The 17,242-nt window shown below is 60.8% G+C and carries 14 protein-coding genes; 9 read left to right on the forward strand and 5 right to left on the reverse strand.

Features of this window, described 5'->3' with window-relative positions:
- Positions 1–132: 132 nt before the first annotated feature.
- On the reverse strand, positions 133–1,059 hold the full coding sequence (locus tag BM438_RS39960) for a LysR family transcriptional regulator (RefSeq protein ID WP_093646132.1): 927 nt from the start codon (positions 1,057–1,059) through the stop codon (positions 133–135).
- A gap of 272 nt (positions 1,060–1,331) precedes the next feature.
- Here BM438_RS39960 and BM438_RS39965 point away from each other — a divergent pair, with 272 nt between their 5' ends.
- The 5 genes from BM438_RS39965 to BM438_RS39985 all read left to right on the forward strand — a co-directional run bounded on the left by BM438_RS39965 (position 1,332) and on the right by BM438_RS39985 (position 6,669).
- Entirely contained in the window at positions 1,332–2,690 is a 1,359-nt protein-coding gene (locus tag BM438_RS39965) for a flavin-containing monooxygenase (protein WP_093646134.1), read from the forward strand.
- A 53-nt stretch (positions 2,691–2,743) separates the two neighbouring features.
- Entirely contained in the window at positions 2,744–3,181 is a 438-nt protein-coding gene (locus BM438_RS39970) for a RidA family protein (protein WP_054041383.1), read from the forward strand.
- Positions 3,182–3,191: 10 nt separating this feature from the next.
- Positions 3,192–3,869, forward strand: coding sequence for a DUF1028 domain-containing protein (locus tag BM438_RS39975; protein ID WP_093646136.1), 678 nt, complete (start codon positions 3,192–3,194; stop codon positions 3,867–3,869).
- Positions 3,862–5,049: an acetylornithine deacetylase gene (gene argE, locus BM438_RS39980; protein WP_093646138.1), complete on the forward strand. Its 1,188-nt coding sequence runs from the start codon at positions 3,862–3,864 to the stop codon at positions 5,047–5,049. The genes BM438_RS39975 and argE overlap by 8 nt, the downstream gene beginning before the upstream one ends.
- A 192-nt stretch (positions 5,050–5,241) precedes the next feature.
- Positions 5,242–6,669 (forward strand): purine-cytosine permease family protein, encoded by a 1,428-nt coding sequence (locus BM438_RS39985; RefSeq protein WP_093646140.1) that lies wholly within the window; start codon positions 5,242–5,244, stop codon positions 6,667–6,669.
- A gap of 113 nt (positions 6,670–6,782) precedes the next feature.
- On the opposite strand, the gene BM438_RS39990 is transcribed toward BM438_RS39985, so the two are convergent.
- Positions 6,783–7,544 carry an SDR family oxidoreductase gene (locus BM438_RS39990; protein WP_093646142.1) on the reverse strand — a complete coding sequence of 254 codons (762 nt, stop codon included), beginning with the start codon at positions 7,542–7,544 and terminating at the stop codon, positions 6,783–6,785.
- Between the two features lie 53 nt (positions 7,545–7,597).
- A complete protein-coding gene (locus tag BM438_RS39995; protein ID WP_093646144.1) occupies positions 7,598–8,440 on the reverse strand; it encodes a DMT family transporter in 843 nt (280 codons plus the stop codon).
- Positions 8,441–8,539: 99 nt separating this feature from the next.
- Here BM438_RS39995 and gcvA point away from each other — a divergent pair, with 99 nt between their 5' ends.
- Complete coding sequence (gene gcvA / locus BM438_RS40000; protein WP_093646146.1) at positions 8,540–9,454, forward strand: transcriptional regulator GcvA; 915 nt, start codon at positions 8,540–8,542, stop codon at positions 9,452–9,454.
- Between the two features lie 46 nt (positions 9,455–9,500).
- Here gcvA and BM438_RS40005 read toward each other — a convergent pair whose 3' ends face one another.
- Positions 9,501–10,331 carry an SDR family oxidoreductase gene (locus BM438_RS40005; protein ID WP_093646149.1) on the reverse strand — a complete coding sequence of 277 codons (831 nt, stop codon included), beginning with the start codon at positions 10,329–10,331 and terminating at the stop codon, positions 9,501–9,503.
- Between the two features lie 115 nt (positions 10,332–10,446).
- On the opposite strand from BM438_RS40005, the gene BM438_RS40010 reads away from it, so the two are divergent.
- Positions 10,447–11,340, forward strand: a complete 894-nt coding sequence (locus tag BM438_RS40010; RefSeq protein WP_093646151.1) for a LysR family transcriptional regulator — start codon at positions 10,447–10,449, stop codon at positions 11,338–11,340.
- Positions 11,341–11,440: 100 nt separating this feature from the next.
- On the opposite strand, the gene BM438_RS40015 is transcribed toward BM438_RS40010, so the two are convergent.
- The gene (locus BM438_RS40015; RefSeq protein WP_244179568.1) at positions 11,441–13,621 is read right to left on the reverse strand and encodes a carbohydrate-binding protein; all 2,181 of its coding nucleotides are present in this window, start codon (positions 13,619–13,621) and stop codon (positions 11,441–11,443) included.
- Between the two features lie 356 nt (positions 13,622–13,977).
- Here BM438_RS40015 and BM438_RS40020 point away from each other — a divergent pair, with 356 nt between their 5' ends.
- Complete coding sequence (locus tag BM438_RS40020; protein ID WP_093646154.1) at positions 13,978–15,234, forward strand: MFS transporter; 1,257 nt, start codon at positions 13,978–13,980, stop codon at positions 15,232–15,234.
- Between the two features lie 386 nt (positions 15,235–15,620).
- The gene (locus BM438_RS40025) at positions 15,621–17,228 is read left to right on the forward strand and encodes a tetratricopeptide repeat protein (RefSeq protein ID WP_093646157.1); all 1,608 of its coding nucleotides are present in this window, start codon (positions 15,621–15,623) and stop codon (positions 17,226–17,228) included.
- The last annotated feature ends 14 nt before the right edge of the window (positions 17,229–17,242 follow it).

Below are 17,242 nucleotides of genomic sequence, written 5' to 3' on the forward strand. Positions count from 1 at the left end.
CGGCGTAGCGCTCAACATGGACACCAATCTATCAAGCCAAATTGCAAGCCAAAATATTGTTTTTAGATACAAAGCAAAGGTTTTGCCTATGCAGCGCGCGCGGGCTTAAAGCAGACGATCGCGCTTTCCTGATCATGCGTCGATATGCAGGCGCCGTATATAGGTTTCGCAGAATGATGTGAAGCGATGGACGACCTGGCGCGGCTTCATCGTGCGCGATTGCGCGATGCCGAGCATCGTGGCGTTGACGTTGTCTTTGAAACGCTTAATGACGAACTCTTCGCCATCCACAGTGCGATTCGATTTGAGCGGAAAGTTCAGGAGGCTATAGCCGAGACCGTTGGCCACCATGCCGCGCACAACTTCCGGCTGCGACGAGCGGAACGCGGGCACGGGGCGGCTGCCCACCGCATCGAAGAGCGCGGCGAAATACTCGCGGCTGTGCGGCAGGTCGAGCATCACGTAGGGCTCGGGCAAGAGATCCGCGAGCGATACCTTGCGTGCGCGTGCCAGACGATGCGTCCTCGGCAGGATTGCGTAAGGCGGCAGCGAGAGCAGCGGCGTGAAGGCGATTTCCTCTGTCAAATCGAGGCTGTAGGTGAGCGCAATGTCGAGCGAGCCGTCGTGCAGGCCACGCAAGAGGCCATCCTGATGCGCCTCGACAGTGCGAAACGAGATACCCGCGTGCTCGTCGACGAATCGGCTGATCAGCCGCGGCATGAGCGGCGGCGCAAGCGAGACGAGGCAACCGAGCGTGATGACGCCCGTCATGCCGCCGTCCATTTCCTTCGCGGTCGTCTGCAATTCCTCTGCAATCTTCAGCAGATTGCGCGCTTGCCCGAGCAGATCGCGACCGGCTTGCGTGAGCGAGAGACCGCTCGCGTGATGCCGTATGAAGAGTTGCACACCGAACGACACTTCGAGGTCCGCGAGCGCCGTCGAGATCGACGGCTGCGAAATGTGCAGACGCTTCGCGGCGGCAGTGAAAGACAGCGCTTCCGCGGTGACCACGAAATAGCGCAACTGGCGCAACGAGTAGCGCAACGGTTGACTCTCCATCTGCAACGCTCCGTGTTCAAAGTCCCCAATGGGCGGCATTGTGAAGCGATCAAAAAGGCTTGCATAGGTAAATCCGATGCTATGCATTTTTTAAATATATTTTTCAGATTCTGAATGGGCGCGTAGATTTTCACGAAAGACGAACGGACCAGGTGGCGACGCGCTGTCGGAAAACACTACCGGGTCCGCCACGATCGCGAGCCCTCGAAGGCCGCTACGCCGTGACACCGCGATCGAATCGAAACATTCCGCGTTTTCAGAAGGACACAGCTATGACAGTGGAAACAACGTCAATCGACACGCTCGTCGTCGGCGCCGGCCAGGCCGGCGTCGCCATGAGTGAACATTTGAGCAAGCTTGGCGTGCCGCATCTCGTGCTCGAACGCGCTCGTATCGCCGAGCGCTGGCGCACGGGACGCTGGGATTCGCTGGTTGCCAATGGTCCTGCGTGGCACGATCGTTTCCCCAATCTCGAGTTCGCCGACTTTGACCCCAACGCATTCGCGTCGAAGGAGCAGGTCGCGGACTATTTCGTCGCTTATGCGGAGAAGTTTGAAGCGCCGATCCGCACCGGTGTGGAAGTGAAAAAGGTCGTGCGCAATGCGGGGCGCCCAGGCTTCACCATCGAAACTTCGGAGGGCACGATCGAGGCCAATCGCGTGGTGGTCGCGACGGGGCCTTTCCAGCGCCCCGTCATTCCGCCAATCGCGCCGCAAGATTCGAGTCTCACGCAGCTTCATTCCGCCGACTATCGCAACCCCGCCCAATTGCCCGAAGGGGGCGTATTGGTGGTGGGGGCCGGATCGTCAGGCGTGCAAATCGCGGACGAGTTGCAACGTGCGGGCAAGCGCGTCTATCTGTCGGTCGGCGCGCACGATCGTCCGCCGCGCGCCTATCGCGGCCGCGACTTCTGCTGGTGGCTCGGCGTGCTCGGCGAATGGGATGCAGAGGTCATGAAGCCCGGCAGAGAGCACGTCACCATTGCAGTAAGCGGTTCGCGTGGCGGCCATACGGTGGACTTCCGGCGTCTCGCGAATCAGGGCATCACGCTCGTGGGCCTCACGAAATCGTTCAATGACGGCGTGGTGACCTTCGAAGCAGATCTCGCGGAGAACATCGCGCGCGGCGACGAAAACTATCTGTCGCTGCTGGACGCGGCCGACGCGTACGCCGAGCGTAACGGTCTCGATCTTCCCGAAGAGCCTGAAGCCCGCGTCATTCCCGCAGATCCGGAATGCGTGACGCACCCGTTGCACGATCTCGATCTGGCGAAAGCCGACGTGACATCGATTGTTTGGGCGACCGGATACGCAGTCGATTTCAGCTGGTTGAACGTCAACGCCTTCGATGAAAAGGGTAAGCCGAAACATCAGCGCGGCGTATCGAAGGAGCCCGGCATCTATTTCATCGGTCTGCCCTGGCTATCGCGCCGAGGGTCCGCATTCATCTGGGGCGTGTGGCACGACGCGAAGCACATTGCCGATCACATCGTCACGCAGCGTAAATACCTGGCTTACTACGACGACTCGCAAGGCCAGGCACCGAGCCGCGGCGAGGAAAGGGTTGAAAGCGTTGACAACACCTCCGCCGGCTCACGCATCCACAAAGTCAGCGAGATGGGCGTGAATTGATGCGTACGCCTCTTTAATCCGCGATCCATTTCTTCCTACATTAAGGTGCATTGATGAGCCAACCTACGCATACCCGTATCCGCATGTTCAACACGAAGGATACGTATCCGAACCAGACGCTCGACAACGATCTTTGTCAGGCCGTGCGCGCCGGCAATACAGTCTATGTCCGCGGCCAGGTGGGCACGGACTTCGAAGGTCGCCTGATCGGTATCGGCGATCCGCGCGCCCAGGCCGAGCAAGCGATGAAGAACGTCAAGCAGTTGCTCGAAGAGGCCGGCAGCGACCTGTCACACATCGTCAAGACCACAACGTTCCTGACTGACATCCGCTACCGCGAGCCGGTCTATCAGGAAGTCGGCAAGTGGTTGAAGGGCGTGTTTCCTATTTCGACCGGCCTGGTGGTGGTCGCGCTGGGTCAGCCGCAGTGGTTGATGGAAATCGACGTTATCGCGGTCATTCCGGATGGATGGACGCCGCCGACGGCCTGAGGAGCGGGACATGACATTTTCTATTGTTGGACGTTGTCCGGAATCCGGGCAGCTTGGCATCGCGATCAGTTCGTCCAGCATCGCGGTGGGCGCTCGATGCCCATGGTTGCGCGCAGGCGTGGGCGCGGTGGCGACGCAGAACGTCACGCTGCCCGCGCTCGGCCCGCAAATTCTCGATCTTCTGGAGAACGGGCAACTCGATCCCGCCACTGCATTGGACCGTGTGCTCGGCGCGAGCGAGTGGAGCGAGTACCGCCAGGTGACGGTGATCGATAGCCAGGGGCGCACGGCGTTCTTCAGCGGTAAGGAAGCGTTGGGCACGTATCACGCTGTCGCCGGCAAACAGTGCGTAGCTGCGGGCAACATGCTCGCCGGCATCGAAGTAATCGAGGCAATGCTTCCGGCGTTCGAGCAAGCATCCGGCACACTGGCCGATCGCCTGCTCGCGGCCATGCATGCCGCGATGGCTGCCGGCGGCGAAGCGGGGCCCGTGCATTCAGCGGCGCTCAAGATCGTAGGCGACGTGAGCTGGCCGATCGTCGATTTGCGGGTCGATTGGATTGATGAAGACCCCATCGGCCATCTCGATGGACTATGGCAAGCGTATCGGCCGCAGATGCAGGACTACTTGACCCGGGCGTTGAATCCGACCGCCGCGCCTAGCTACGGAGTGCCCGGCAATGAATGACCGATCCAGCCGGGCGCTGCTCGAACGGCTGATCGGCTTCGCCACGGTCAGCCGGGACTCCAATCTGGACATGATCGAATTCATTCGGGCTTACCTGCAGGAACTCGGTGTCGAAAGCGAGCTGTTCTACAACGCCGAGCGCACCAAGGCGAATCTGTTCGCGACCATCGGCCCGCGTGAGCACGGCGGCATCGTGCTGTCCGGCCACACCGACGTGGTGCCTGTCGATGGCCAGGCGTGGACCGTCGATCCATTCCGTCTCACTGAACGCAACGGGCGGCTGTATGGCCGCGGCACGGCCGACATGAAGGGCTTCATCGCTTCGGTGCTGGCAGCGGTGCCCGGGTTTCTCGAGCGCGAGCTGAAACAGCCGGTGCACCTCGCCTTTTCGTACGACGAGGAAGTCGGCTGCCTCGGCGTGCGGCCGATGCTGGCGGAACTGGAGCGGCGTGCGCACAAGCCCGCCCTGTGCCTGATCGGCGAGCCAACCGAGCTTAAACCGGTGCTGGGCCACAAGGGCAAGCTGGCGATGCGCTGTCAGGTGAAAGGCGCGCCTTGCCATTCGGCTTATGCGCCGTATGGCGTCAACGCGATTCAATACGCGGCGCGGATGATCGGCCGCCTGGAAGAGATCGGCGAGCAGTTGGCGCAGCCTCAGCATCACGACGAGCGATTCGATCCACCCTTCTCGACCGTGCAGACGGGCGTGATAAAAGGCGGCCGTGCGCTCAACATCGTGCCGGCCGAATGCGAATTCGACTTTGAAGTGCGCGCGTTGCCTGGTTTCGACGCAAACCAGGTAGCCGACGAGTTGCTGACCTACGCCGAGGCTGAGCTGCTGCCGAAGATGCGCGCCGTGCAATCCGACACTGACATCCGCCTTCAGCCGCTCTCCGCCTATCCGGGATTAGCCACGTCGCCTGACAGTGAAGCGGCGCGTCTTTTGGCGCTGCTCAGCGGTTCCAACGAGTTCGGCACGGTTGCATTCGGCACCGAGGGCGGACTGTTCGATAAGGCGGGCATTCCAACGGTTGTCTGCGGACCCGGCAGCATGGACCAGGGGCATAAGCCGGACGAATTCGTCACCGTCGAGCAATTGCACCAGTGCGATGCGATGCTGGCTCGGTTGGGAGATTACATTTCGGCCACGGCCGCGTCGCGAGACGTATGCATCAAATAGCGAGACCACTGTCTCGCGCCGAAGTTAGACGATCTGCAAGACCACGTAACTCAAATACTTTCGAATGCCAGGCATGGCGATTCGGTGGACCGAACACGCCTGATTACGCAAGGCGCAGAGCATGCGACAGGAGTAAGAGCTTTGCATGGGACCAGAGTAACGCGCTAGCTCCTGTCAACACTGGAGACAAACTTGAATACTTCCGAACGCGACGCTTCGCCGTTGATCGAAAAACACACCATCGGCTACGTGCCGCCAGAAGATCGCCATGGCAAGGTGCGCGACCTGTTCACGCTATGGTTCGGCGGCAATATCGCGCCATTGCCCATCGTTACCGGCGCACTCGGCGTGCAGATATTCCACCTGAACTTGCTGTGGGGCATCGTAGCGATCATCGTCGGTCAGGCGGTCGGCGGCGTGCTGATGGCGTTGCATTCGGCGCAGGGCCCGCAGATGGGCATCCCGCAGATGATTCAAAGCCGTGCGCAGTTCGGTTCATGGGGCGCGCTGCTCGTCACCGTGATCGCAGGCGTGATGTACGTGGGCTTCTTCGCGTCCAATATCGTGCTTGCCGGGAAGTCCCTGCATGGCATCGAACATGGCATTCCGGTTCCTGTCGGCATCGTGATCGGCGCGATGGGATCAGGGCTGATCGGGGTCATCGGTTACCGGCTAATTCATATTTTGAATCGCATCGGCACCTGGGTGCTTGGAATCGGGATTTTCATCGGGTTCGGCTATATCCTCACGCATATCTCTACAGGCGATTTCCTGACGCGCGGCGGATTCAACTTCGCCGGCTGGCTCGCGACCGTTTCGCTGTCGGCGCTCTGGCAAATTGCGTTCGCCCCGTACGTGTCCGACTATTCGCGCTATCTGCCGCAAAACGTGCGCGTCGCATCGACGTTCTGGGCGACCTACCTCGGCTGCACGATTGGCTCAACGCTCGCGTTCGTCTTCGGCGCAGTAGCCGTGCTCGCGGTGCCGCCCGGCGCCGACGCGATGGACGCCGTCAAGCAGGCCACCGGACCGCTCGGGCTGCCGATGCTCGTCCTCTTCCTGCTGAGCGTGATCAGCCATAACGCGCTGAATCTTTACGGCGCGGTGCTCGCGGCCATCACGTCGCTGCAGACATTCGCTTATCGCTGGATTCCCACGGCGAAGGCGCGTGCCGTGCTGTCGATTGCGATTCTCCTTGCATCCTGCTACGGAGCGATCGGCGCTTCGACGAACTTCGTCGGCAATCTGGTTGATCTCGTGCTCGCGCTGCTGGTCGTGCTGGTGCCGTGGACTGCGATCAACCTGATCGACTTCTATGTGATCCACAAGGGGAAATACGACATCCAGTCGATCTTCCAGGTGGACGGCGGCATCTACGGCCGCTTCAATCCGCAAGCGCTGATTGCCTATGGGATCGGCATCGTCGTGCAGATTCCGTTCATGAGCACGCCGATGTATACGGGTCCCGTGCCGAAGTATCTCGACGGTGCGGATCTCTCGTGGGTGATCGGCTTGCTTCTGACATCGCCGCTGTATTACTGGCTCGCGTCGCGGGACACCGACTATCGGCGCAGACAGTCCGGTGCAAGTGTCACGCGTGGTCCGGCGAGACAGTCATGAGCATATTGCGCGGTCACGACGACCGTGCCGATTTTCTAGCCGGTATCGATCTCATGCTTCGCGGGATCGGGTCAGCGGGTGGTCGCTAATCTGCCATAGCGGTACCCTGCTGCTTACTTCCCGCCAGTGACATCGAGGAATGTGCCGGTGATGAAGGAAGCCTCGGCGCCTGCTAGCCATAGGATCGCCCGCGCAACCTCTTCAGGTTGACCGCCTCTTCCCATGGGGATCGAGTCTTTAACGCGATCCACCCGTCCCGGCTCGCCGCCGTTAGCATGCATCTCAGTGTAAATGTGCCCAGGGCGAATGCAGTTGACGCGTATCCCATCCCGCGCGACTTCTTTGGCGAAGCCGATAGTGAATGTCTCAAGCGCACCCTTCGACGCCGCGTAGTCGACATATTCGTTTGGACTGCCAAGCCGGGCCGACGCCGATGAGATGTTGATCACGGCGCCGCCCCGCCCGTTGTGACGATACGACATCCGCTTCACCGCCTGCTGCGCACAGAGGATGGGGCCGATCGAGTTGATCGCGAAGATACGCTGCATCCGCTCGAATTCGAGATCTTCCAGCCGGGACTGCTGCGCAATGATCGCAGCGTTGTTCACCAGCACGTCGATCCGGCCAAACTTCCGGTCGATCGCGGCGAATAGCTCAGCGACCTGCTCTGGATCTGCGCTGTCTGCGCGCATGGCTAAAGCCCGGCGCCCGAGCGCTTCCACATCAGCCGCCACCGCAAGGGCGGCAGACTCGTTGGAGACGAAACTGATCGCTACATCGTAACCTTGTGCGGCGGCAAGCCGCGCAGTCGCCGCGCCTACGCCGCGACCTCCACCCGTTATCAGAATCAACGGGGCCTGCGGAACAGCATTCATTTAGTGATCCTCCACGTGATAGTGCCGGTATAAAAGAGCGCAAACGCGCAATGTCAAAGGCCCAAACAAACCGCCCCACCCGCGACGATCACGCACGCGAGCCAGCGTTTTCCACTGACCGTTTCACGCAGAAACCCACGCCCGATCAGCACCGCGAACACCACGCTGGTCTCGCGCAAGGCCGATACCGCACCCATCGCGCCCGACTGCAGCGCCCATATCACGATGCCATACGCCGCGATCGACACGAGGCCCCCGAAGAGCGATGAGCCGATTGCTATTGGCACCGTCTTTACAGGAGTCCACAGCGCCGCAATCCCACGCGTTGCGACGAACAGCATCGGCATCAGCCAATAAAACAGGAACATCCACGCGGTGTAGGCGAGTGCCTCGCCACCGGATAAACGCACGCCGATGCCGTCGATCACGGTATAGATGGCGATCGTCACGCCGGTCGTCAGCGCGGCCAGCAAACCTGTACGCGACACGCGCCCCCTCTCCAGGGCGATTGCGACGATGCCACCCGATATCATCACGATCCCGAGCACATGCAACGGACCGATCGACTCATGCGCAAAGAGCGCCGCGCCGAGCGTGACGAGCAGGGGCGACGAGCCGCGCGCGATCGGATACGCCTGCGCCAGATCGTTGCTGCGATACGACCGTACGAGCGTCACGTTGTAGACGATATGCACGAGCCCCGATGCGACGATGTACGGCCAGGCCGTGTCGGACGGTAACGGCGTGAACAGAATCACGACCGTAGAGGCTGCCGCGATGGCGATGCTCATCCATGTCATGGACAGGAACCGGTCGTCGTTGCCGTGCAGCATCGCGTTCCAGCTCGCGTGAAGCAGAGCGGCGAGGAGAACGAAGCCGCCGGTATAACTGAGCATTCGAGTTCCGGAAAGAGAAGGTATTAAGAAGAATATCTATCTTGTGGCGGACCATCAAACCAGATAAATTGGCCATTCGCGTTAGATAAACTATTTCGAATGAAGCGGACATTGCCTCCACTCAATGCATTGCGTGCCTTCGAGGCCGCAGGCCGACTCGGCAGCTTCAAGGAAGCCGCTGCGGAATTGCACGTCACTCACGGTGCGGTGAGTCAGCACGTTCGACTGCTCGAGGAGTGGCTCGGCGCATCCTTATTCGAACGGCACAACCGGCGCGTGGTGCTGACCCCGGCGGCCGAGGCGTACCTGGCGGAAGTCGGTCCTTTGTTCGAGCAGCTCTCGCAGGCAACCGCCCGATATGGTTTGCTCGAAACGGTCTCGCGAACACTGTCCGTGAACGCGCCCGCGACCTTCACGTTGCGCTGGCTGGTGCCGAGACTGGCGCAATTCCGCGCCGAGCATCCCGACGTGGACGTCAAGGTGGAGACGTCGAACGAGTCGGTGGAGAGCTTGAAAGAGATCTATGACATCGTTATCCGGGGTGGCCCGGACACGTTTTATGGCTACTCGATGCAGCTTTTCCTGTCCGAGGAGAGACTCCCGGTCTGCAGCCCGGCACTCTTGCAACGACTGCCGCTTCGGACGCCAGACGACCTACGGGAGCATACGTTGCTGCACACGTCGAGTCTGCCGCGACTCTGGCCGGACTGGCTGGCGAAAGCACAGATTTCCGCACTCCGCCCGGCTGCCACCCTCACCTTCGATCACTTCTACCTGACGTTGCAGGCTGCCATCGATGGCATAGGCATCGCGATGGGACCGACTGCGCTTGTCTCAGACGACCTTGCTACCGGCCGGCTTGTCGCGCCGTTCGCCGGCCCTCGCCTACCGTCGCGGAGCTATTGCACTTACGTTCCGGATGGGAGGTCTGCAGATGACGTGATCGTGCTGTTCCGCTCATGGCTCGAGCGCGAGGGGATGCGATCAGGACCGGAAACGGCCCCTTCGATGTGAGCTCGCTGCGCGCTATCGGAGCGGGGCGACTGAAGCGCTCCGACGCCTAGCTTATCGAGTCGACTGAAAACGCGATGTCCTTTTGCGCTTCGAGCACCCTCAGACGCTCAGCCAACGCAGCCCTGATCGAGTCGTAGGCACCGCCGCCAAGCGTCAGGCGTAACGGCGGATGTGCCGAGTCCGCCGCGACGATCATTGCGGTGACCGTCTTGCCGGCATCGCCCCGAATTGCAAAGCTGTTGGACGCGATCGCCCGCCTGACGTCGCCCGCCGGGGTATCGTCGTACTCGGGCATCGGCACCGCGTGATCGAGACCAGCGCCGAACTGCGTGCTCGTCGGCCCGGGCTCCACGATCACGAAGTCGATGCCGAATGGCCCCACCTCCTTCGCTACCGACTCCACGAAACCTTCGATGCCCCATTTCGTAGCGTGATAGAGGCTGAAATTCGGGTAAGCGATCTGTCCACCTTCGGACGAAACCTGAACGATCCGGCCGCCGCCCTGGCGGCGCAGGTGAGGCAGCGCCGCACGGATGACCTGAATCGATCCTGTGAGATTGGTGGCAATCTGCCGCTCAATCTGTTCATCAGTCACTTCCTCGGCCGCGCCGAATAACCCGTAGCCCGCGTTGTTCACGACCACATCGATGCGGCCCATCGCTTCAAATGCGGCGGAGATATTCGTGTGCACCTCGCGGATGTCGGTGACATCGAGTGTCAAGACATGCAACCGGTCGTCGTACTGTTGTTTCAGCTCATCGAGCGCCCCCTCGTGCCGCAGCGTCGCGACGACCCGATCGCCGCGTTGCAGCAGGCGCTCCGCGAGTAGCCGGCCGAGGCCTGACGACGTGCCGGTGATAAACCAGGTCTTCACCATGGTGTGTCTCTCCATAGAGTGGATGGAATGGCATTGCCTGATCACCAGTCTAGGGACCCGTCATTGGTCAGAGAAGTCTCTATAGTACGTATGACCCCGTGAAAATTCGCCACCAATGACCAAGCCGACACTTGCCGATCTCACCGTGTTTTCCGCTGTCGCAACGCATCGGAGTTTCCGCCGTGCCGCCGATGCACTCGGCGTTTCGCGCTCCTCGCTAAGTCACTCCATGCTCGCCCTAGAGCGCGAATTGGGCGTACGCCTGCTCAACCGCACGACGCGCAGTGTGTCGCCGACAGAAGCCGGCGAAGCATTGCTCGCCCGGCTTGCGCCCGTGCTCCGCGATCTCGACGAGGCACTGGACGCCGTCGCCGATGCGCGCGGCAATCCGAGCGGCACGCTCAGGATCAACGCCAATGAGGGTGCGGCTCGACTGTTATTGAAAACGGTGGTGCCGCGTTTTCTGAAGCGCTTTCCCGGCATGGCGCTCGATCTGGTTGCAGAGGGGCGGCTCGTGGATATCGTCGAGCAAGGTTTCGATGCCGGCGTACGGCTTGGCGAGTCGGTCCCGCGCGACATGGTGGCGGTGCGCATCAGCGACGATCTTCGCTTCGTAGTCGTTGCGGCGCCTTCGTATCTCGCGGGTCGAACACCACTCATCACGCCCGACGACCTTCGCAGCCACGACTGCATTCGCCAACGTCTGCCGAGCGGCAAACGCTACCGCTGGGAGTTTCGCAAGCACGGGCAGGAGGTGGCGATCGATGTTCCCGGCGTGCTCACGCTGGATCACAACGGTCTGATGGTCGAGGCCGCGTCCGATGGTTTGGGCCTCGCGTATGTACCGGAGTCCACGGCCCGCGACTGGCTGGACGACGGCCGGCTGGTTACCGTGCTGGAAGATTGGTGCCCGTTCATCCCGGGGCTCTGCCTGTACTATCCCGGGCATCGCCACGTGCCTGCTGGCTTGCGGGCGTTCATAGACGTGCTGAGAGAGGTCAATCACTAGCGCATGTGGATGTCCGTTGTCGAGGAGACTGGCCGACCGCCCAGGTCGCATGCCGTCTGCGCCGCCGTTGAAGACGGCGGCGCAGCTCCTTCAACTGAAGCTATTGCGCTGTCGGCGCGCTAACGCCATCGATGTCCGGCGCCCAACCCGAAGGGTTCGAGAAAATCAGCGCGTTCGTGTTGCCCGCCTTGAACGTGCCCGTTACAGCGAGCGTCGAGACGGTGCCCCAGCCACCGCTCGGCGGAAACGACACCGTGACAGGCGTTGATCCGTTAAAGCTGATGTCCGCGGAGCGCGGCGCCGAGTCGCCGTTCGCATAACCCACCAACACGGTGTAGGTACCGTCCGCGGGGACACTAATGTCGTTGATCGTCAACGTCCCGCCGTTGCCGATATAGCCGACGTCCGAGCCACCCGAACAAGCGCTGCATGTCGAAATACGCGCGCCACCGGCGAGTACGCTGGTCGACGCTTCTGCCTCGTAGGCGGCCTTGAACGGCGGTAGCGTCACCGGGCCGGCGACGACAGTGACTGTGCCGATCTCGGGCGTGGGCGCGCTGCTGTCCGCGCTCGACAACGTCAGCGAGTTAGCCCCGCCGGCTTGCAGCGGCACGTAGACCGTGACCGTGCCAATGCGCCCTTCGCCGCCGGTCGGCGGAAATGCCACGGTGGTCGGCTGGCCGCCGTTTGTCGAAAGTTGCGCGGTCAGCGTTTCGCGAGAGCGGTTCGCATAGGCAATCGCAACGTATCCGCCGGTGCCGGTCGATGCGACGTTGCCGAAGGTCACAGTGCCAAGTCCCCGAACGATCTTGCCGCCGTCGCAGTCCGAGCAGTGCGTGTACGACGCGCCACCGCCAAGTGAGGTCGGCTGGTAGGTCGTCGCGGCGACGTCCTGTCCGCTTACCAGGAGCATCACCGCGCCGCCCGCCGGCACCGTGGGGGCCGTATACGAAGTGACAAACGAGCCGAGTTGCTTGCTGGCCCAGAGATCACGCACACTCGCGTGCGCGTTCGGCACCAGGCCGAGTTGCTGCCACGTGACCGTCATCGGCGCGTCCGTCGCGCCGTTGTTGAACAGCACGACAGCACGCTGTCCCTGCCCGGCCAGAAGCTTCGCCCACACCTGCTGTGCGCCGGACTGCGCTACCTTTACGCCTTGTGTGCCAAGCAGGTCCTGGTCGACCGCAATGACGCCGGTATTGGTCATCAACTGCGTGGCATCCGCGGTCAGCGGCTTCGACAGGTCGTTGCCGAGAATCAGCGGTGCGCCGGCGATCGCCCACAGGCTCATGTGCGCCTGATCGTGAACCGCCGTCATGCCCATGCCGACCACCATCATGTCGGGGTCGTTGTAGAAGCCGGTGTGCTGGCCCTCGGGGTGATAGTTGCCCAGAAAGTTGCCGGTCACGCTGCCGAAGTTCGGCGCGCCGCTGTTCGGCCCATAGATGTCGCCCGTGGTTCTCCACATCCGGCCAACCCCGGCGGCCCACGCCCACGGTCCCTCGTTGAAGTCGGGGTACGTGCTGTTATTGGCGATGGTGCCCCAGTCGCAGATGCTGAGCGTCACGCGGTGACCGGTCTGCACGTACGCCTTGTCGATCGCATCGGCAATGGCCGTATAGGCTTGCTGCGGATCATAGCCGGCTGCGCTGCCCCCGCAGAAGTCGACCTTCACGAAGTCGAATCCCCACTGCGCGAATTGCAGGAAGTCGTGATCGTAATGCGCGAAATCGCTACCGACGAAATGCGTGCCGTTGGTTCGGGTGCCGCAACCCTGCGGGCCGGCGTCGATGTAGATGCCCGCTTTCAGCCCTTTGCTGTGGATATATTGCGCGATGGCTGGCATGCCGCCCGGCCATTGAGTGTTGTCGATGACGAAGTTGCCGTTGGCATCTCTCGTTCCTGAGGTCCACCAGCCCTCATCGGTATTCACGTATTCGTATTGCGCGCCGGATTTTATTTGCGCGTTAAGTGCGGAAAGTCCATCGGCTTCGGCCTTGATCGTGTTGTAATTCACGTTCTCCGCAAGGCTGTTCCATGACGACCATCCCATTGGCGGCGGCACCACGGCGATCTGACGCGAGAGGCGGCGGTTTTGCTGCGCCGCGGATTCGCTTTGCGCGGCAGAGACCGCCGCGGCGGTCTGTTGACTCTTCAGCGAGACGGCGGCGCCACTACCGTCCGACGCATCTCCGCCACAACCCGACAAACCCAACGACACACTCACGGTTAATGCGGTTAACAGCGAAATGACACAACGTCTGTACACGAGCAGGTTCATGTCTGTCTCCTGGTTGAACGCTTGACTCTTGCGGCAGGGCTGTTTTGGGAGTGACTATATTCAGGTCTGCTCTGGAACTCCAAAAATTTTTTGTTATCCCAGCACGTGGGAATGTTTAGGGATACAGAAATTTATGCATAAAAGATAAAATCGAAAATCCGTTATTAGACGGCAATGCGATTTGCTAGAGCAGTTGCAATTTCAAGCCTCATCCCGTTGTTTCTGCAGTGCGGAAAAAGTAACGAGTTCGACCTGACCATAGCAATTGGGAAGCGGTCGCGATAATCTCCAGCATGCGCGCCGCGCTGACCGTCGCGCCAAAGAGGTTCAGAAACATAACCGGGAGACGTTTCACAATGTCTGACCAACGCGGTAGTCAAACTGTCACGATGTCTGACCCAACCGGTAGCCAATCTGCATTGCGTCAAGTTGCAGCTTCGAGACTTTTTCTCGGCGCAACGATTGCGATGTTTCTGTCGGGTCTCGGCGCGTCGGCGGCTGCGCCACAGATTGTTCTGTTCCTCGCGAAAGAACTCGGCGCCTCGCTGCCGTTGGCGGGATTCTATTATTTGACGAGCCTTGCCGCGCCAGTCGCGGGGTATTTCGTCGGCCGCTACTCCGATCGCACAGGGAATCGTCTCGGTCTTTTTCGCCTTTGCGCTGTGGCGGGTTTTGTGGGCTGGGCGGGGCTCGCCCTCTCTACTTCGGTCTGGATGCCCTTCGTCATCGCCATCGCTTTGCTGGCCGTTTCCGGTGCGACCGCCTCGCAAATTTTTGCGGCAGTGCATGATGAACTCAGCGACAGGCCCGGCGAGGCAAATGAAAGTGTCGTTGCCATCATCCGTATGGCGCTGACCGGCGGATGGATCATCGGGCCTGTGCTGGGAGCGTGGGTGGCGGCTGCCTATGGCCTGCGCCCCATGCTTTGGATGACTGCCATCTGCATGCTTTTACAGATCGTACCTCTCGGAACGCTGAACCCGACCGCCAGGATCAAGCCAGAGTCGGCGAGTGAGCACGCGCATCACTCCAGCCTACGTGCCATGCTTCCACTGCTGACGTTCACAGGACTCTTCGTTCTGGTCTACGCAGGGGAGCCGGTGAAATACGGATTCCTACTGATCTACATGGAAGAACACTTAAAGCTGAGTCCGGCCCTACGGGGAGCGGTCATCGGAATACAGCCGTTCATCGAATTGCTCATCATGCCCTTCAGCATCGGCCTCGGCCGCAAGCTCGGCAACGTGTGGTTGATGTGTATCGCGGCCGCCATGGGAGTGTGTGCCAATCTTTGCTTTGCGCTCTGGTCGTCCGCAGCGGGCATGTTCGCCGGACAGATTCTCATGGGCGGTGTGTGGGGCATATTTATGGTTCTGGGCATCATCGTCGCTCAACGCCTGCTTCCCAATGCAGTAGCGACGGCCTCGGCAATCTTCATGAGTTCGACTGCTCTCGCCTCGGCGTTAGGAGGCGTCGCGGGCGGTTTCGGCGTGGCGTTTCTGGGCCTTCCCTATGTTTTCCTGCTGCCGGCGCTTTTCGCGGGTTTAGCAGTTATTGGGCTGGCATTGATGGCCCGCACTAGCCGAGTTACTCGTCGTGCGGCGGGACTTTGATGAGCACAAACCACAACACTGCCAAAATGATAAAGAAGGGAATCGAATGCACTTTGAGTCTTCCGGTGGAGATGACTCAGAGCATAGCGATTACAGCCCCGGATAGGTGTTTCCATCGGTTTCGCTGCCTTACGCTCCATGACTTTCATGGTCTGCACATACTCGAAACACAGCGCAGGACACCTCATTTCTACCGCGGTAATGAAGCGTAAGTTCGCCGCCGCGGCGAAAACCTCAACGCTCAGCTCTTTTCCCCTTCCTTCACCGCCCGTCCATTGCCGTCAGCAATTGGCCGGCTCGCTCTGGCGACTCGCTATACGCGATCCCGTACAATAAGTCGTTTCGAATCCCGCGACAGATCGCACTTTGCTCCAGCCTTCAGCGCCATGAATCACGATATTGAACACGCTCTCGCCGCCGCGCAGGAGAACCTCCAGGCCGGTCGGCTCGACGATGCCGCAGGTCTGCTGCGCGGCATTCTGGCGAGCGTCCCCGACCACGGCGAAGCCCTTTCAGGTCTCGGTTATATCGCCGCCAACCAGGGCGATCATGCACGCGCAGCGGAGTACCTGGTGCAGGCATCGGCGCACGTGTCAATGTCTATGGATCAACTGAACTTCGCCGCACAGGTGTGTCAGTTGGCGCAGCGTCACGATGCTGCGATAGCGCTGTTCGAGCGCTGCCTGACGCAGTTTCCGCACCATGCTGCCTCGTTGTATGGTGTCGCAATGTCGCTGATACAGCTTGGCGAATTGCAGCGGGCACTCGAGGCGTTGGTGCATCTGTGCAAGATCCAGCCACAATCAGCCGAAGCGCATTACAACCGTGGCACGCTGCTCGGCACGATGGCCCGCTATGAGGACGAACTGGATGCCTATCAGCAGGCGATCACGCTCAAGCCGCGGTTCGTACGCGCATACGTTAATCTCGGGGTCGCGTTGCGAGATCTCGGGCGCTTTGATGAGGCACTGCTTCAATTCAAGAAGGCGCTCTCGATCGATCCGAACGACGCCGGCGCACGCACCAATCGAGCTCAGACGAATTTGCTGCTCGGCGAATTCGAACACGGCTGGCGCGAATACGAATGGCGTTGGCGTGATGGCACCTGCAGCCACGGTTTTCCGCAGAACACCCTATGGACCGGCACCCAACCGATAGATGGCAAGACAGTGCTCGTTCATCATGAGCAGGGGTTCGGCGACACGCTGCAATTCGTGCGCTTTGTGGATCGGCTCAGTGCAGCTGGCGCTCACGTCGTGTTGCGTGTTCAGGATGCCCTGTTGCCGCTCCTCCAAAATTATCGGGGTGCGGCGGAAGTCATCGGTGAGAGATCGCAAGTGCCACATTTCGACTATCACATTCCAACCCTGAGTCTGCCGTTTGCGCTCAAGGTTCGTGCACCCGATCTCGCGCTATCCGGTCCATATGTGCAGGCAGACGGTGCGCTTGCCCCTCAATGGGACGATCTTTTTACAGGCTCCGTTCGACGGCCGAGCGTTGGGATCGTGTGGTCGGGAAGCCGTACGCATCTGAACGATCACAATCGGTCCATTTCGCTTGAGCAACTGAAGCCGGTGTTCGATGCAAACGCGGATTTCTTCGCGTTGCAACCGGATGTACGCGACAGTGATCGCGCGTGCCTCGCGCAACTTGAGCAGCGCGGGGTGCTGCGTGATGTTTCCGGGCGGCTCACTACGTTCGCTGAGACTGCTGCGCTGATCGCTCGCCTCGACCTCGTCATCAGCGTCGACACAGCCGTGGCGCATTTGGCTGGGGCGCTTGGGAAGCCGGTATGGATTGCTTTGCCGTTCATGCCGGACTGGAGATGGCAACTCGACCGAAGCGATAGTCCGTGGTACGCAAAGGCGCGGTTGTTTCGACAAACGACGCGAGACGATTGGACTGGCGTCGTTGCTGCGCTTCGCGCGGAGATCGACGCATTGCCGGGTCCAGACAACGGAGAATACTTGCCGTCGATCGAGGGTCCAGTTTGAAGCCCTCTTACGGA

It is taken from the genome of Paraburkholderia aspalathi (assembly GCF_900116445.1).
GTDB classification, from domain to species: domain Bacteria; phylum Pseudomonadota; class Gammaproteobacteria; order Burkholderiales; family Burkholderiaceae; genus Paraburkholderia; species Paraburkholderia aspalathi.

Excerpts from the sequence above, each read along its gene's own strand:
- BM438_RS39960 (WP_093646132.1), bottom strand. The coding sequence starts at position 1,059 with ATGGAGAGTCAACCGTTGCGCTACTCGTTGCGCCAGTTGCGCTATTTC.
- BM438_RS39965 (WP_093646134.1), top strand. The coding sequence starts at position 1,332 with ATGACAGTGGAAACAACGTCAATCGACACGCTCGTCGTCGGCGCCGGC.
- BM438_RS39970 (WP_054041383.1), top strand. The coding sequence starts at position 2,744 with ATGAGCCAACCTACGCATACCCGTATCCGCATGTTCAACACGAAGGAT.
- BM438_RS39975 (WP_093646136.1), top strand. The coding sequence starts at position 3,192 with ATGACATTTTCTATTGTTGGACGTTGTCCGGAATCCGGGCAGCTTGGC.
- argE (WP_093646138.1), top strand. The coding sequence starts at position 3,862 with ATGAATGACCGATCCAGCCGGGCGCTGCTCGAACGGCTGATCGGCTTC.
- BM438_RS39990 (WP_093646142.1), bottom strand. The coding sequence starts at position 7,544 with ATGAATGCTGTTCCGCAGGCCCCGTTGATTCTGATAACGGGTGGAGGT.
- BM438_RS39995 (WP_093646144.1), bottom strand. The coding sequence starts at position 8,440 with ATGCTCAGTTATACCGGCGGCTTCGTTCTCCTCGCCGCTCTGCTTCAC.
- gcvA (WP_093646146.1), top strand. The coding sequence starts at position 8,540 with ATGAAGCGGACATTGCCTCCACTCAATGCATTGCGTGCCTTCGAGGCC.
- BM438_RS40005 (WP_093646149.1), bottom strand. The coding sequence starts at position 10,331 with ATGGTGAAGACCTGGTTTATCACCGGCACGTCGTCAGGCCTCGGCCGG.
- BM438_RS40010 (WP_093646151.1), top strand. The coding sequence starts at position 10,447 with ATGACCAAGCCGACACTTGCCGATCTCACCGTGTTTTCCGCTGTCGCA.
- BM438_RS40015 (WP_244179568.1), bottom strand. The coding sequence starts at position 13,621 with ATGAACCTGCTCGTGTACAGACGTTGTGTCATTTCGCTGTTAACCGCA.
- BM438_RS40020 (WP_093646154.1), top strand. The coding sequence starts at position 13,978 with ATGTCTGACCAACGCGGTAGTCAAACTGTCACGATGTCTGACCCAACC.
- BM438_RS40025 (WP_093646157.1), top strand. The coding sequence starts at position 15,621 with ATGAATCACGATATTGAACACGCTCTCGCCGCCGCGCAGGAGAACCTC.